Raw genomic sequence first — 14,037 nt, 5'->3', positions numbered from 1 at the left:
GCTGATCGAACGCACACCGGCCGCGGACCGAGAAAGGGACGGAGCATGACCGAACGCCTGGAAGAAGCGGCGTCCCCGTACCGGCCGCTGACCTTCGACTCCGGCGGCGACGAGTGCCACGCCTGGCACTTCCCGGCCACCGACGACTCCTGCAGCACGGCCGACGGCCGACCGTGCGTGGTCATGGCGCACGGTTTGGCCGGCACCAAGGATTCCGGGCTACGCCCCTTCGCCGAGGGATTGGCGGCGGCCGGGCTCGACGTCCTCGCGTTCGACTACCGCGGCTTCGGCGCGAGCGCAGGGACGCCTCGGCAAACGGTGTCGGTGCAGCGGCAGATCGCGGACTACCGGGCCGCGATGCGCGCGGCCGCGAAGCTGCCCGATGTGCACGCGCAGCGCCTGGTGCTGTGGGGCGTCTCGCTGGCCGGTGGACACGTCATCACCGCGGCGGCCGGGCGCGACGACGTCGCGGCGGTCGTGTCGCTGACCCCGCTCGTCGACGGGCTCGCGGGCGGGAGGCAAGCGCTGGCCACGCATCGGCCGACCGCGCTGCTGCGCTCGTTCGCGGCCGGGATCGGCAGCAGGCTCACCGCTTTCACCGGCGGGACGCCGACGACTATGCCGGTCGTCGGCAAGCCCGGTGAGCGGGCAGCGCTTTCGCTGCCCGGTTGCTACGAGGACTACCTGTCGATCGCAGGCCCCACCTGGCGCAACGAGACCGACACCGGCATCGGCCCGGAACTCGCCGCGCACCGCCCGAACCGCCACGCGGCGCAGCTGCGCTGCCCGTGGCTGGTGCAGATCGCCGACCTCGACCGCAGCGCCCCGCCGCACGCCGCCGCAAAAGCCGCGTTCAACGGCGGCGCCGAGGTCCGGCACTACCCGTGCGACCACTTCGACGTGTGGTCCGGCCGGTCCTGGCACGAACCGGCCGTCGCCCACCAAGCAGCCTTCCTGCGCAGACACCTCACCCCGGCGACCTGACCGGCGCTGCCATGATCGATTGCATGGGCGAACAAAAGGACCGGATGCTGCGCGGTGAGTGGTACCTCGACGAACCCGACCTGGCCGCGGACCGGCGACGCTGCTGGCGACTGCTCGACCGGTTCAACGCGACGGGCGCGGATGACGATTCCGAGCGGGACCGGATCCTGACCGACCTGCTCGGCGAGCTGGGCTCCGGCGCGGCAGTGCTCCCGCGCTTCCAGTGCAGCTACGGTTTCCGGATCAGCATCGGCGCCCCTGTCGACGACCTCCGCCGATCCTGTTGACCGCACCGGCAGGGCACACTCGCGGACATGTCGGAGTCGCCATCGACACCGGCTGGCTCTTGCACGCAGGAGCCGCATGAAGGGCCGGCACGGCAAGCAAACGGAGGGATCCGGCGTGACAGGCGGACAGGGTGAGCCCGGCCCAGTGCTCTACCACTACGGGCCCGAGGACGACCACGTCGGCGATCTGTGGCTGCCCGAGGGCTCCGGCCCCCATCCGGTCGCGGTCGTGCTGCACGGCGGCTATTGGCGGGCGTACTTCACCCGTGCCCTGATGGACGAGCTGTGTGCCGATCTGGCCAGGCGCGGATGGGCGGCATGGAACCTCGAGTACCGCCGAGTGGGCGCCGGTGGGGGCTGGCCCGCCACCTTCCGGGACGTGGCCACCGGCGTCGACCACCTCAGCCTGCTCGCCGAGCGCTATCCCCTCGACCTCGGGCGTCTCGTGTCGGTGGGCCACTCCGCCGGTGGCCAGCTGGCGCTTTGGACGGCCGCCCGTGCGGGACTCCCACCCGGGGCGCCCGGCGCGGAGCCGATCGTGCGGCCGGTCGGAGTGGTCGACCTGGCTGGGCTCGCCGACCTGCGGTTGGCGGAACAGCTCGAGCAAGGCAGCCATGCCAGTGCCGAATTGCTCGGTGGCACCCCGCAACAGCACCCCGACCGGTACGCAGTCACCTCCCCGGCGCAGCGACTCCCGCTCGGCGTGCCCCAAGGCGTCGTGCACGGCGATGCGGACGTCAACGTCGCCCCCGAGATCAGCGATGCTTACGCCACCGCGGCCCGGACCGCCGGAGACGATGTCGAACTCGTCCGGGTCCCGGGCGCCGACCACTTCGCGCTCATCGACCCTGCCGGTCCGGGGTGGGCGGCCGCGCTCGCACAGCTCGACCGAGTCGCCCGCAGCGCGACCTGACCCGGACCGCGGCGAAAACCGCTGCAGCTCCAGATGACGGGGTAACAGTGTCGCCGAGCTGGCGTAGTGCTGCCACGCTGGCTCGATGACGCTCGACATCCACAACGTGGTTATCAACTGTGAAAACCCACAACGATTGGCCGAATTCTGGACGCGAGCTCTGGAGATGGACGTGCTGGAGGACCACGGCTCGTTCGTCTTGCTCGGACGCCGAGGATCGCCGGTCACCCTTGGCCTGCAGCGCGTTCCCGAGTCACACATCGGCAAGAATCGTGTCCATTTCGACATCCACGGAGAATCCCGCGACGTCGCGGTACAGCGCTTGGTCGACTTGGGAGCCGCGCTCCAAGGTGAACAGCGCCCACCGGGTCTAAATCTGGTGTGGACCGTGTTGACCGATCCGGACGGCAATGAGTTCTGCATCACCGGCTAGTGACCCGTTTCGTGGTTTCCCGGGCGAACCCTGCCGCGCTGACTTTCGTGGACTCTGCGGAGCAGTTCCGAAAAAGGCAACCGGCTTCGGAAACCGCCAACCCGACCCCTGTGAACTGGGTTTGTTGTGGACCTGACGCTTCAGAACACGAATACCTCGGCCAACGCTGTTAGCACCGGAAGGCTGACCCAAAGAGCAGTCCGGGAACAAAAAAGCGGTGCGGAGCCGACGGAAATCGGCCACCGCACCTTGGGGGCCGCGGGGGCTAGGCCCCGCGACCAACACAACGGGCAACGGCGAAACCGCAGCTGCGGCCAGCAGCATGCACCGCCTCGTGGGGCGCCTGGGGATCGAACCCAGAACCCACGGATTAAAAGTCCGTTGCTCTGCCAGTTGAGCTAACGCCCCGTCCGGGTCAGCCTACAAGCACGCGGCGATCTTGTGGGGCGCGGGCGGGAGGTCGTCGCCCGGGAACGTACGGCTGCTGCCGGTGATCGGGTCGGGTCGGGGACAATGGGCGGGATGACCGCTCTTGACCTGCCCGCCGCGCCCAGCGCGTCCGGTGCCGCACCGTTGCGGATCGGCCCGTACCCGGTCGATCCGCCGGTGGTGCTGGCGCCGATGGCGGGGATCACCAACGTCGCGTTCCGCAGGTTGTGCCGGGAGTACGGCGCGGGGCTGTACGTCTGCGAGATGATCACCAGCCGGGCGCTGGTCGAACGGCACCCCAAGACGCTGGAGATGATCACGTTCGACGCGGCCGAGCGGCCGCGTTCCATGCAGCTCTACGGCGTCGATCCGCAGACCATGGGCGAAGCCGTCCGGATGATCGTGGACGAGGACCTCGCCGATCACGTGGACATGAACTTCGGCTGCCCCGTCCCGAAGGTGACGCGCAAGGGCGGCGGCTCCGCGCTGCCGTACAAGAGGCGGCTGTTCGCCGACATCGTGGCCGCCGCGGTGCGCGCAGCCGAGCCGGCGGGGATCCCGGTGACGGTGAAGTTCCGGATCGGCATCGACGACGAGCACATCACCTACCGCGACGCAGGCCGCCTCGCCGAGGAGAACGGAGCCGCGGCCGTCGCCCTGCACGGGCGAACCGCCGCCCAGCGCTACTCCGGGGAGGCCGACTGGTCGGCGATCGCCGATCTGAAGGACACCGTCCGCAGCATCCCCGTGCTCGGCAACGGCGACATCTTCAGCGCCGCCGACGCACTGCGGATGATGTCCGAAACCGGATGCGACGGGGTCGTCGTCGGCCGCGGCTGCCTCGGTCGGCCGTGGTTGTTCCGGGATCTGCAGGCCGCGTTCGCCGGTCTTCCCACCCCGGAACCGCCGAACCTCGGCGAAGTGCGCCGCGTGCTGCGCAGGCACGCCGAATTGCTCTGCGAGCACATGGGTGAGCAGAAGGGCATGCGGGACCTGCGCAAACACATGGCGCAGTACCTGCGCGGCTTCCCCGTCGGGTCGGACCTGCGGCATCGGTCCGGCGTCGTCGGATCGCTGGCCGAACTCGACGACCTGCTCGCCGATCTCGATCCGGACGTCCCGTTTCCCGCTGACGCGGAAGGCCCACGCGGGCGGCAGGGCTCCGCGGGCAAGGTGGTGCTGCCGGAAGGCTGGCTCGACGATCCGGACGACCGCTGCGTCCCCGCGGGCGCTGAGATCGACCACAGCGGCGGCTGAGCCGGGAATGCGCACGATCGCCCTGTGCTCGGCGGCGCTCGCGCTGGCCGGATGCTCAGCGGCGCCGCAGGAGCCGTCGCCGCAGCGGCAGGTGCAGGATTACTTCGCGGCGAACAACGCCGCCGCGCGGCAGGGACCCGCGGCGCAGCAGGAGTTCTTCGATCGGACCCAGCACCCCGAGTTCGGCGACCAGGTCTGCGAGCTCGACGGGCTCACCGTGCAGCTCGAGCCGGCGCTGTCCACGCTGCGCCCGGACCCCGGCTACTCGCCGGACGGCGCCGGGCCGCCGCGCGGAAAGGTGTTCGTGGTCGGTGTGGAGGTGACGGTGCGCCGGGACGGGACGATCACGGGCAGGCAAGTCGGCTCGCAGCACGTCGTGCTGCTGGACGGAACGACGCACGGTTTCGCGCCGTGCCCGAGCGGATCAGGGTCGTGATGCGCGGACTGGAAACCTCCGATTTGCATCGGCGTGACAGAAAACACAAACTGCTCGGCTCCTCCGTGCGGGTGGGGCCGCGCCGTTTCGCTTCCACCGGCCCGCACGGCCCGGTACACACCAAGACAGCCCGACGACGTGAGAAGCGCTCACCAATTCGGAGCAAAGGCTGGTAAGCCGGATGAGCGAATTACAAGATGCCCGCGTCCCGGCGCCTCAAGGCACCCGCCGCAGCCGACGACACCACGGACGGGAGGTGACAGCGATGACCGGACCGCGCGACGGTTTCGCCGGACCCGATCCGCTGCGCGAAGACGTCGCGCGGGCGTGGTGCCCGGCCGCACCGCCGGAGTTCGGGCCGCGGCGCACCCGCCAGGACCTGGCCAGCGAGGGCGGCATGGTGGAGCTGCACGAGTCCATCGCTGCGCTGCTGGCCTCGCGCGGTCAGTGGCGGCAGGCCTACCACCACCTGCGTTCCGCGCTCGACCTGCTGTCCACCCAGGACACCCCGCGCGTTCCGGAACAGCTGCGGCACGAGGTCAACCGGCTGCGCAAGGAGCACGCCGAAGCCCGCGAGCAGAGCCTGCGGGACAGCCTCACCGCCAGCTACAACCGCCGCTACCTGGACGAGCGGCTGGCCGACCTGCTCGCGGTGACCGGCACCGGCGGGCTCGCCGTCGGCCTGGTCGACCTGGACTGGTTCAAGCAGGTCAACGACACCTACGGGCACCTGCTCGGAGATCGCGTGCTGCAGCGCGTCGTCGAGCTGCTGCAAGAGGCGCTGCCCTCGGGCGCGTTCTGCGCCCGCTACGGCGGCGAGGAGTTCGTGCTGGTGCTGCCGACCATCGACGCCGCACGCGCGCTCGCGGTGTGTGAGGCGGCACGCATCCGGATCGAGCGGTTTCCTTGGTCACAGATGGCGCCCGGGCTGCGCGTCACCGTCAGCATCGGCATGGCCCACGTTCCCGACACCGGCCACGAATGCGCCGAGGACACCGCGGAACAGCAGCTCATCGGCGCCGACGCGCTGCTGTACGCGGCGAAGCAGTCCGGCCGCAACGCGGTCGCCTACCGCACCGGGAACGAGGTGCACATCGCCGGGCGCAGCAGTGACCAGCACTCCGGCGCAGGCGCGCACGCCCTCGGGCACTGAACGGCCAGGAATCCGGCACGGACCGTATTTCCGCCGGTCACGCTACCTATCACAGTTAGCGAGCTCGGCCTAGGGCAGCTGTTGCTTCGTGCACTTATTGTGAAGAAATTGTCGCCCACTATCGTCAGTTCGGGCGATCGGCCGTACTATCTCGGCAGCGTTCGGCGATACGGCTTCGGGGGGTCGGCCGCTGACGCCCAACACCAACGACGACACCGACGAGCTCGACGGTGGGGAGGGAACACAGGTGCCGCAGGACCCCCGGCACGGCCAGCATGGGCACCAGAGTCCCGACCCAGCAGGGGCGGCAGACGAGGGCGACAGCCCGCAGGCCGGCCGCAGGCGCCGCGCGTTAGGCGACGACGGAACCGGCGGGACGCGAGTCCTCGACCTGCTCAACAAGCACGGCAAGGCGCCCAGTGCGGGCACCGGCTCGCACCGCAGGGCCGCCGAACCGGAGCAGTCGGACGGCGGAGGCGGTAGGCGGTCACGCTCCGCGCCTCCGGCGCAACCCTCGCAACCTTCGGGATCCCGGAACGGCTCGCGGCCGCCCGAGACTCCGTCCGGCGAGTTCGCGCGGAACGGTTCGCAGGCGCCCGCCGGCCCGCCGCAGAACGGCGCACAGCCGCCGGAGGCGCCGCCGCGTCGGTCGGCCGGGCCGCAGCACGGGATGCAGCCAGGAGCTCCGCAACACGGATCTCCGCAGCACGACCCCCAGCCGGACGGGTACCAGCAGAACGGGCAGCAGCAGCTCGGCGCTCCGCACCACGGGCAGAACGGGCAGCAGCCCGGTCCGCAGCAGAACGGCAGCCACCCCGGGCCGCCGCAAGCACCGGCGCGGAGCCGCCAGTCCCGCAACGGTCCGCCGTCGGAGCGGCGCGCGGACTGGACACCGCCGCCGGAATCCCCGTCGCGTCCGCCTGCAGGGCACGCGCGCCCGCCCGCACCGTCGCGGCCCGGAACCGGCAGGTATCCGGAGCCCCGCGGCAACCAGCCCGCGTCGCAGGCACCACCGGCGCCGCAAGCCCCGGCGCGGCCGGCCCAGATGCCGCCCGCTGCGCCGCAGCCCGGTCCGGCGCAGCAACCGCGTCCGCAGCCCCCGCAGGAACCGCGCAACGGCACTCCCGCAGCCGCCGAGCCGAACGCAACGGAAGCGCGGACGGCCACACCGCCGCCCGCGCCGCCGCAGCCGGGTCGCCCCGCTCCCGGACCAGCGCAGCGGCCTCCGCAGGAGCAGCGGCCGCAGGCCACGCCGCCACCGCCGTCCGCAGCGCCCAGCGCGCCCGCTGCGCCGAACGACCAATCGACCAAGATCACCCAGGCGCTCTCCGGCGAGCCCGCCAAGCCGCAGCGCAAGCCGGACCAGAGCGGCTCGGGCCGACCGGCCGCGCCCGGCCGTCCCGCCGGCCGACCCGGGCGGCCCGCCCCGTCCGCTCCGTCCGGAGATCCCGAGGCGACCGCTCAGCACCCGGCGGTGCCCGCCGAAGAACCCGCCGACGGACCGGCGGAGCAGACCACCGTCGCCCCGGTCCCGCAGCCGGACAACGACGAGACGATGGTCGCCGCCCCGGTCCTCGACGAGGACGACGACGAGTTCGTCGAGGACGACGATGACGAGGTCCGCCAGATCGACGCGACGCTGGCCAGGTTCTCCGCCGTGCACGACCAGATCGCCGAAGAGGAAGCCGAGCGCCGCAAGAAGCTCTCCTGGCTGTTCGGGATGCGCAAGGAGCCCGAGCTCGGCCGCGACATGCCGTTCGACTTCGTCGAAGGCCGCGACGCGGGCGCCTCCCGGATGGACTGGAAGAAGGAGCAGCGCAAGCGCCGCAGCAAACGCACCTGGCAGGTCGCCGCGGTGGCCGCGGTCCTGATCATCTGCGTGGTGACCGGCATCGGGCTGATCGCGTAGGCGGTCGATCTTCCCAGCCGGACCTGGGCCGGGCGGTGGTTGGCCGCGGTGGAGCGGGGTGCGACGCTGGTAGCGGCGGGATCGGCCACGGACGAACGGCGGGCTGCGGAGCGCGGGCCGCGGCACCGCCGCCGCGGCGGAACCGAGCGCATCGACCCGAACACCGCTGGTGAGCGGTGCGCGCCCGGACGAACGGCGGCATCATGTTCGTTCACCACCGGTTCACCGTCGTGCGTCTTGTCCGATTCTTGCCGGAAGTAGGGTGACCGACATGCGTGAGGCTTACCAGGAACAGCTCGGCGAGCTCGCCGAGGAACTCGCCTCGATGTCCACCATGGTCGGAACGGCGATGGAACGCGCCACGCGTGCGCTGCTGGAGGCCGACCTGACCCTGGCCGAGCAGGTCATCGAGGAAGACGTGCAGGTCGACGACGTGCGCGCGCGTGCCGAGGAGCAGGCGTTCGGCCTGCTGGCGCTGCAGGCACCGGTCGCGGGCGATCTGCGCACGGTGATCTCCACCATCCACGCCGCCGAGGACATGGAGCGCATGGGCGACCTCGCGCTGCACGTCGCGAAGGCGGCCCGGCGCAGGCACCCGCAACCGGTGCTGCCGGAGCCGGTGCAGCCGTACTTCGACGAGATGGGCCGGGTCGCGGTCGACCTGGCCGGGCGGGCGGCGCAGGTGATCCGCTCCCAGGACGTCGATGCCGCCCGGGATCTGGAGAACGCCGACGACGCCATGGACGATCTGCACCGGCACCTGTTCAGCGTGATGATGGGTTCGGACTGGTCGCACGGCGTTGCCGCGGCCGTCGACGTGACCCTGCTTGGCCGGTTCTACGAGCGGTTCGCCGACCACGCGGTCGCGGTGGCGCGCCGGGTGGTGTTCACCGTTACCGGCAGCATGCCCACCACCAGCTGACCGTGCATCTCCGACGCCGCCCCGCGTTCCGCGGGGCGGCGTTCACTTGAGCGGGTGCAGCGCGCGGCGGCTGTCGCGCGAGTCGCAGTCGCGGCGGGTGATCGGCGGATCACGGATTCGTCCGGAACGGCGCCGAATCGGCAACCGACGTATTAATACTCGGTCTCAGCACCGGGTCGATCAACTGACGTGTGCGATCGTCGGGATCGTGAGCACCAGCGATGTACCGAACTCCGTCCCCGCCGCCGAGCCGCGGGAGGTCCGGGGTGCATAACAGCCCGACCGTGCACCGCCGCAGGCTCGGCAGCGAACTGCGCAAGTTGCGCGAAGCCGCCGGCCGCACCCACCGCGAGGTCGCCGCGCACCTGGACTGCTCGCAGGGCAAGATCAGCCAGATCGAGCTGGGCCGAGTGCCGGTGCGCACCTCGGACGTGCGGCTGATGGCCGAGTTCTACGGCGCCCCCGGCGAGCGGACCGGCGAACTGATCGACCTCGCCCAGGGCTCGAAGGAGCGCGGGTGGTGGCAGCAGTACCCCACGACCGCGCAGCGCCCCGGCTTCGAAACGCACCTCGGTCTGGAGACCGCGGCCAAAGCGGTCAGCTGCTTCGGCGCCGACCCCATCCCGGAACTGCTGCAGACCGCGGACTACAACGGCGCGCTGCTCGGCAGCGAACTGCGCGAACCCGCCGACGCCGAGAGCCAGGAACGGCTCACCGTCACCGCGACGCGGCAGCAGCGGCTGCTGGGCAACGAACCGCTCGAGCTGTGGGCGGTGCTGGACGAAGCTGCATTGCGCCGCTCGATCGGCGGGCCCGCAGTGATGCGCCAGCAGCTGGAGCACCTCGTGCTGATGGGGTACCGGCGCAACGTGACCATCCAGGTGCTGCCGTTCGGGCTGGGCGGGCACCCGCTGATGGGCGAGCGGATCTCGGTGTTCTCGTTCCCGGACGACGCGGACCCGCAGGTGGTGCACGTCGGCGACCGGACCGGCTCGCGCTTCCTGGACAAGACCGCCGACACCGCGGACTACCTGGCGGCCTTCGAGCGGGTCTGCTCCGCCGCGCTGCCCCCGAAGGAATCCAGCGCGTTCATCTCCAGCGTCGCCGACGACTGGCAGAGCTGACCACCCCGGAAACGACCGCGGGCCGGCCCCCGCTGGGAGGCCGGCCCGCCGGGTGTAACCCGCTCAGCCGAAGCGACCGGAGATGTAGTCCTCGGTGGCCTTCTGGCTGGGGTTGGAGAAGATCCGCCCGGTCTCGTCGATCTCCACCAGCTCGCCCGGCTCGCCCACGGCGCGCAGGTTGAAGAACGCGGTCTGGTCGCTGACCCGCGCCGCCTGCTGCATGTTGTGGGTGACGATGACGATCGTGTACTCCTGCTTCAGCGTGGCGATCAGGTCCTCGATCGCCAGCGTGGAGATCGGGTCCAGCGCTGAGCAGGGCTCGTCCATCAGCAGCACGTCCGGCTGCACCGCGATGGCGCGGGCGATGCACAGCCGCTGCTGCTGACCGCCGGAGAGGCCGCCGCCGGGCTTGCCCAGCCGGTCCTTGACCTCTTCCCACAGGTTGGCGCCGCGCAGCGCCCGCTCGGCGATGTCGTCGAGCTGCTTCTTGTTCTTCTGCCCGGACAGCTTCAGCCCGGCTACCACGTTGTCCCGGATGGACATCGTGGGGAACGGGTTCGGCCGCTGGAACACCATGCCGATCGTGCGGCGCACCTGCACCGGGTCGACCCCGGCGCCGTAGATGTCCTCCCCGTCGAGCAGCACCTTGCCGTCGACGCGGGCACCGGCGATGACCTCGTGCATCCGGTTCAGCGACCGCAGCACGGTGGACTTTCCGCAACCCGACGGTCCGATGAACGCGGTGACGCTGCGGGCCGGGACCTGCAACGTCGCGTCCTGCACGGCGTGGAACTTGCCGTAGTAGAGGTTCAGGTCCTTGATATCGAGACGCTTGGCCATGGGATCCGCCCTACTTGGTCTTGACGGCGAACAGCCTCGACAGCAGCGTCGCCGCGAGGTTGATCAGCATGATGATGAGCACGAGGGTCAGCGCGGCGCCCCAGACGCGGGCGTCGCCCGCTGCGGTCCCGGTGGCGCGCTCGGTGTAGATCACCAGCGGCAGCGAGGCCAGTTCGCCCTCGAAGAGGTTGAAGCTGATGGCCTTCGCGTAGCCCACCAGGATCAGCAGCGGCGCGGTCTCGCCCAGCACCCGGGCGAGGCCGAGCATGATGCCGGTGAGGATGCCGGACAGCGCGGTGGGCAGCACGATCTTCACGATCGTCTTCCACTTGGGCACGCCCAGCGCGTAGGAGGCTTCGCGCAGCTCGTCCGGGACGATCAGCAGCATCGTCTCGGTGACCCGCACGACCACCGGCACCATCAGCAGCACCAGCGACAGCGCCACCGCGAAGCCGCTCTTGCTGAACCCGAACGTGGTGATCCACAGCGCGTAGATGAACAGGCCGGCCACGATGGACGGCAGGCCGCTGAGGATGTCCACGGTGAACGTCGTGATCTTCGCGAACCGCGAGTCCTGGCCGTACTCGATCAGGTAGATCCCGACCAGCACGCCCAGCGGCACCGCGATGATGGCGCACACGAGCCCTTCGAGCACCGTGCCGACCAGCGCGTGGTAGATGCCGCCGTTGGTGTCGTTCGCGGTGAGCCCGTTGAACGAGTGGCTCCACCAGTCCGGCCGCAGCAGCGGTGCCGCGCCCTTCTGCACCAGCGTGAACAGGACCCACAGCAGCGGGATCACGGCGATCACGAACGCGCCGGTGAACACCACCGTCGCCAGGTTGTTCTTCAGCTTCCGCCCGAACCCGAGGTGTTGGAACGCGGGCGCGGTGGCGGGCCGTTCGACGTCAGCGGTGTCCGTTCTCATGCTTTCCCCTCGCCGCTGGCGTTCTCGATCCACCGCGCGAGCGCGTTCACCACGAACGTGAGGATGAACAGCACAAGCCCGGCCGAGATGTAGGCACCGACCTGCATGTTGTTGTTGAACTCGTTGGATCCGAGGGCGATCTTCGAGGCGAACGTGGCGCCGGCGTCGAAGATGCTGTAGTTCGGCCCGATGTTGACGCCGCTGAGGATGATCGTCAGCGCGACCGTTTCACCCAGCGCGCGACCGAGGCCGAGCATCGAGCCGCCGATGAAGCCGTTGCGGCCGAACGGCCACACCGTGGTGCGCACGACCTCCCACCGGGTTGCGCCCAGCGCCTGCGCGCCTTCGATCTGCGCGGTTGGGGTGCGCTGGAATACCTCGCGGGTGACGCCGGTGATCGTCGGCAGGATCATCACCGCCAGCACGATCCCCGCGGTGAAGATGTTCGAGCCGCTGTCCGCGGGCACGTTGCCCGCCGCGAAGATCGGCACCCAGCCGAGGTTGGTGTTCAGCCAGACCGCGACCGGCTTGAGCACCGGGGCCAGCACCGTGATGCCCCACAGGCCGTAGACCACCGACGGCACCGCGGCCAGCAGATCGACGATGTAGGCGAACGGGCGCGCCAGCGAGCGCGGCGAGTAGTGGGTCAGGAACAGGGCGATGCCGCAGGAAACGGGCATCGCCAGCACCAGCGCGACCAGCGAACTGGCCACCGTGACCCAGGCGAGGTCGGCGATGCCGAAGCTCAGGCTCTGCGGGTCGCTGGTGTCCCAGACCCGGCTGAACAGGAAGTTCACCTGGTCGGCCTGCAACGAAGGCAGCGCCCGCACCAGCAGGAAGATCCCCACCGCCGCGATCAGCGCGACGATGAAGACCCCCGAACCGGTGGCCAGGGACTGGAACACGCGGTCGCCGATGCGGACGACCCTCCTGGGCGCGTCCGCGGCGGGTGCTTCGGGAGCGGTAATGGGGGCCTCCGGTCCGGAACTGGCTGCCGGCTCGCCCTCGCGGGCACCGGCTGTACCGGTGCCCGCGGAGCGTTCGTCGGTCGAGTCGGTCACTGCTGCTCGCAGCCTCTCACTTCGTCGCTCGTGCGGAGGTTCAGCGTCAGGAGATCGCGTTGACCGCGTTCGTCACCTTCTCCTTGAACTTGGTAGGCAGCGGCACGTAGCCGGCCTTCTCCAGGTCCGCGGGGTTCGCGTTGGCGGCGACGGTCAGCGCGGCCTTGACGCCCTTGGCGGTCTCCGGGTCGTACCCCTTCGAGCAGACGATCTCGTAGGTGTTCAGCACGATCGGGTAAACACCGGCGTCCTTGTTGCCGTAGATCGATTCCAGGTCCACCCGCAGGTCGTTGCCCTGGCCCTCGATCTTGGCCTCTTCGATGGCCTTGCCGACGGTGCCGGTGTTGAGGTCCACCGGACCGGAGCCGCTGTCGATCTTGGCGATGCCCAGGCCGAGGTTCTTCGGGAAGGACCACTCGATGTAGCTGATGCCGCCCGGAGTGGACTGCACCGACTGCGCGACCTGGTCGCTGCCTTCCTTGCCCTGGCCGACACCGGGGCCGGCCTTGAACTGCTTGCCCTCGCCCTGCCAGGCGCCGCCGGTGGCGGTCTTGAGGTACTTCTGGAAGTTGTCCGAGGTACCGGACTCGTCGGAGCGGTAGAACGGCACGACGTCGATGGCGGGCAGCTGCTTGCCCGGGTTGAGCGCCGCGACCGCCGGATCGTTCCACTTCTTGATCTGGCCCTGGTACATCTTCGCGACGACGTCGGCGTTGAGCGTCAGGTCGCCAACGCCGGGCAGGTTGTAGGACATCGCGATCGGCCCGAAGACCATCGGGATGTTCCAGGCCGGGTTGTTCTGGCAGCGCTGGGCGGCCTTGGCGACCTCGCCCTCCTCTGCGTCCAGCGGCGAGTCGGAGCCGCCGAAGTCGATCTGCCCGGAGTTGAAGGCGGAGACGCCCTTCCCGGAACCGGACTTGGTGTAGCGCAGCTCCTGGCCGGGACACTTGACGCTGTAGTCGCGCGCGAAGACGTCCATCGCGTTCTTCTGCGCCGACGAGCCCTCGGCCGAGACCGGCTTGGTGCCGCACTCCACGTTCAAACCGGCCAGCGCCGGATTGACCTCGTTCTGCGGGATGTTCTGGTCACTGCCGCAGGCGGTGAGCACGAGCGTGCCCGCCGCGAGGAAGCCGAGCGCAGCAGTGTGCCGCTTCATCTTCACTTCGTTCCTCCAGCAAAGGGAAACATCGTGGACGCGGCGCGCTGCCGCTCGTATCCGAACGCTAAGCAGCCGGAGTGGACTGCCACCGTGCACAAGGTGAACGAGAAGTGAACATGGCACGCTAAGTAAGCAGCGCCACGTACCAACGGGTGACAGGTCATTTCGCCGTGATCCTGTCGTTTGCTCCGAGTGATCTCCCGGA

At 70.1% G+C, this 14,037-nt stretch carries 14 protein-coding genes, 1 tRNA gene and 1 pseudogene; 11 read left to right on the top strand and 5 right to left on the bottom strand.

The window, feature by feature from the left end:
• Positions 1–45: 45 nt before the first annotated feature.
• From INP57_RS04810 to INP57_RS04795, 5 genes and pseudogenes are all read left to right on the top strand, one after another.
• On the top strand, positions 46–984 hold the full coding sequence (locus INP57_RS04810; protein WP_233626922.1) for an alpha/beta hydrolase: 939 nt from the start codon (positions 46–48) through the stop codon (positions 982–984).
• 11 nt (positions 985–995) lie between these two features.
• Positions 996–1,271 carry a maltose acetyltransferase domain-containing protein gene (locus INP57_RS04805; protein ID WP_307849912.1) on the top strand — a complete coding sequence of 92 codons (276 nt, stop codon included), beginning with the start codon at positions 996–998 and terminating at the stop codon, positions 1,269–1,271.
• Positions 1,253–1,348: pseudogene (locus INP57_RS29345) on the top strand (MBL fold metallo-hydrolase); the annotation flags it as partial. The gene INP57_RS04805 and the pseudogene INP57_RS29345, both read left to right, overlap by 19 nt.
• A gap of 38 nt (positions 1,349–1,386) precedes the next feature.
• A complete protein-coding gene (locus INP57_RS04800; protein ID WP_200068838.1) occupies positions 1,387–2,184 on the top strand; it encodes an alpha/beta hydrolase in 798 nt (265 codons plus the stop codon).
• Positions 2,185–2,269: 85 nt separating this feature from the next.
• A complete protein-coding gene (locus INP57_RS04795) occupies positions 2,270–2,617 on the top strand; it encodes a VOC family protein (RefSeq protein WP_200068837.1) in 348 nt (115 codons plus the stop codon).
• A 335-nt stretch (positions 2,618–2,952) separates the two neighbouring features.
• Here INP57_RS04795 and INP57_RS04790 read toward each other — a convergent pair.
• Positions 2,953–3,025: transfer RNA gene (locus INP57_RS04790), tRNA-Lys, on the bottom strand.
• Between the two features lie 114 nt (positions 3,026–3,139).
• On the opposite strand from INP57_RS04790, the gene dusB reads away from it, so the two are divergent.
• From dusB to INP57_RS04760, 6 genes are all read left to right on the top strand, one after another.
• Complete coding sequence (gene dusB, locus INP57_RS04785) at positions 3,140–4,303, top strand: tRNA dihydrouridine synthase DusB (protein WP_200068836.1); 1,164 nt, start codon at positions 3,140–3,142, stop codon at positions 4,301–4,303.
• A 7-nt stretch (positions 4,304–4,310) separates the two neighbouring features.
• Positions 4,311–4,739: a hypothetical protein gene (locus tag INP57_RS04780; protein ID WP_200068835.1), complete on the top strand. Its 429-nt coding sequence runs from the start codon at positions 4,311–4,313 to the stop codon at positions 4,737–4,739.
• A 265-nt stretch (positions 4,740–5,004) separates the two neighbouring features.
• Positions 5,005–5,892 (top strand): GGDEF domain-containing protein, encoded by an 888-nt coding sequence (locus tag INP57_RS04775; RefSeq protein WP_200068834.1) that lies wholly within the window; start codon positions 5,005–5,007, stop codon positions 5,890–5,892.
• Positions 5,893–6,139: 247 nt separating this feature from the next.
• Positions 6,140–7,801 (top strand): hypothetical protein, encoded by a 1,662-nt coding sequence (locus tag INP57_RS04770; RefSeq protein ID WP_200068833.1) that lies wholly within the window; start codon positions 6,140–6,142, stop codon positions 7,799–7,801.
• A gap of 271 nt (positions 7,802–8,072) precedes the next feature.
• A complete protein-coding gene (gene phoU / locus INP57_RS04765; RefSeq protein ID WP_200068832.1) occupies positions 8,073–8,723 on the top strand; it encodes a phosphate signaling complex protein PhoU in 651 nt (216 codons plus the stop codon).
• 266 nt (positions 8,724–8,989) lie between these two features.
• Positions 8,990–9,847, top strand: coding sequence for a helix-turn-helix domain-containing protein (locus tag INP57_RS04760; protein ID WP_295146041.1), 858 nt, complete (start codon positions 8,990–8,992; stop codon positions 9,845–9,847).
• 63 nt (positions 9,848–9,910) lie between these two features.
• On the opposite strand, the gene pstB is transcribed toward INP57_RS04760, so the two are convergent.
• The 4 genes from pstB to pstS form a co-directional block, all read right to left on the bottom strand.
• Positions 9,911–10,687, bottom strand: coding sequence for a phosphate ABC transporter ATP-binding protein PstB (pstB, locus tag INP57_RS04755; RefSeq protein WP_200068831.1), 777 nt, complete (start codon positions 10,685–10,687; stop codon positions 9,911–9,913).
• Between the two features lie 10 nt (positions 10,688–10,697).
• Positions 10,698–11,612, bottom strand: a complete 915-nt coding sequence (gene pstA, locus INP57_RS04750) for a phosphate ABC transporter permease PstA (RefSeq protein WP_200068830.1) — start codon at positions 11,610–11,612, stop codon at positions 10,698–10,700.
• Positions 11,609–12,580 (bottom strand): phosphate ABC transporter permease subunit PstC, encoded by a 972-nt coding sequence (gene pstC / locus INP57_RS04745; protein WP_307849954.1) that lies wholly within the window; start codon positions 12,578–12,580, stop codon positions 11,609–11,611. The genes pstA and pstC overlap by 4 nt, the downstream gene beginning before the upstream one ends.
• Positions 12,581–12,719: 139 nt before the next feature.
• The gene (gene pstS, locus INP57_RS04740) at positions 12,720–13,835 is read right to left on the bottom strand and encodes a phosphate ABC transporter substrate-binding protein PstS (RefSeq protein ID WP_200068828.1); all 1,116 of its coding nucleotides are present in this window, start codon (positions 13,833–13,835) and stop codon (positions 12,720–12,722) included.
• Positions 13,836–14,037 lie beyond the last annotated feature (202 nt).

The sequence above is a fragment of the Saccharopolyspora galaxeae genome (genome assembly GCF_016526145.1).
Classification (GTDB): domain Bacteria; phylum Actinomycetota; class Actinomycetes; order Mycobacteriales; family Pseudonocardiaceae; genus Saccharopolyspora_C; species Saccharopolyspora_C galaxeae.
The sequence above is the reverse complement of the archived record's forward strand: the minus strand, read 5'-3'. Positions and strand labels throughout refer to the sequence as shown.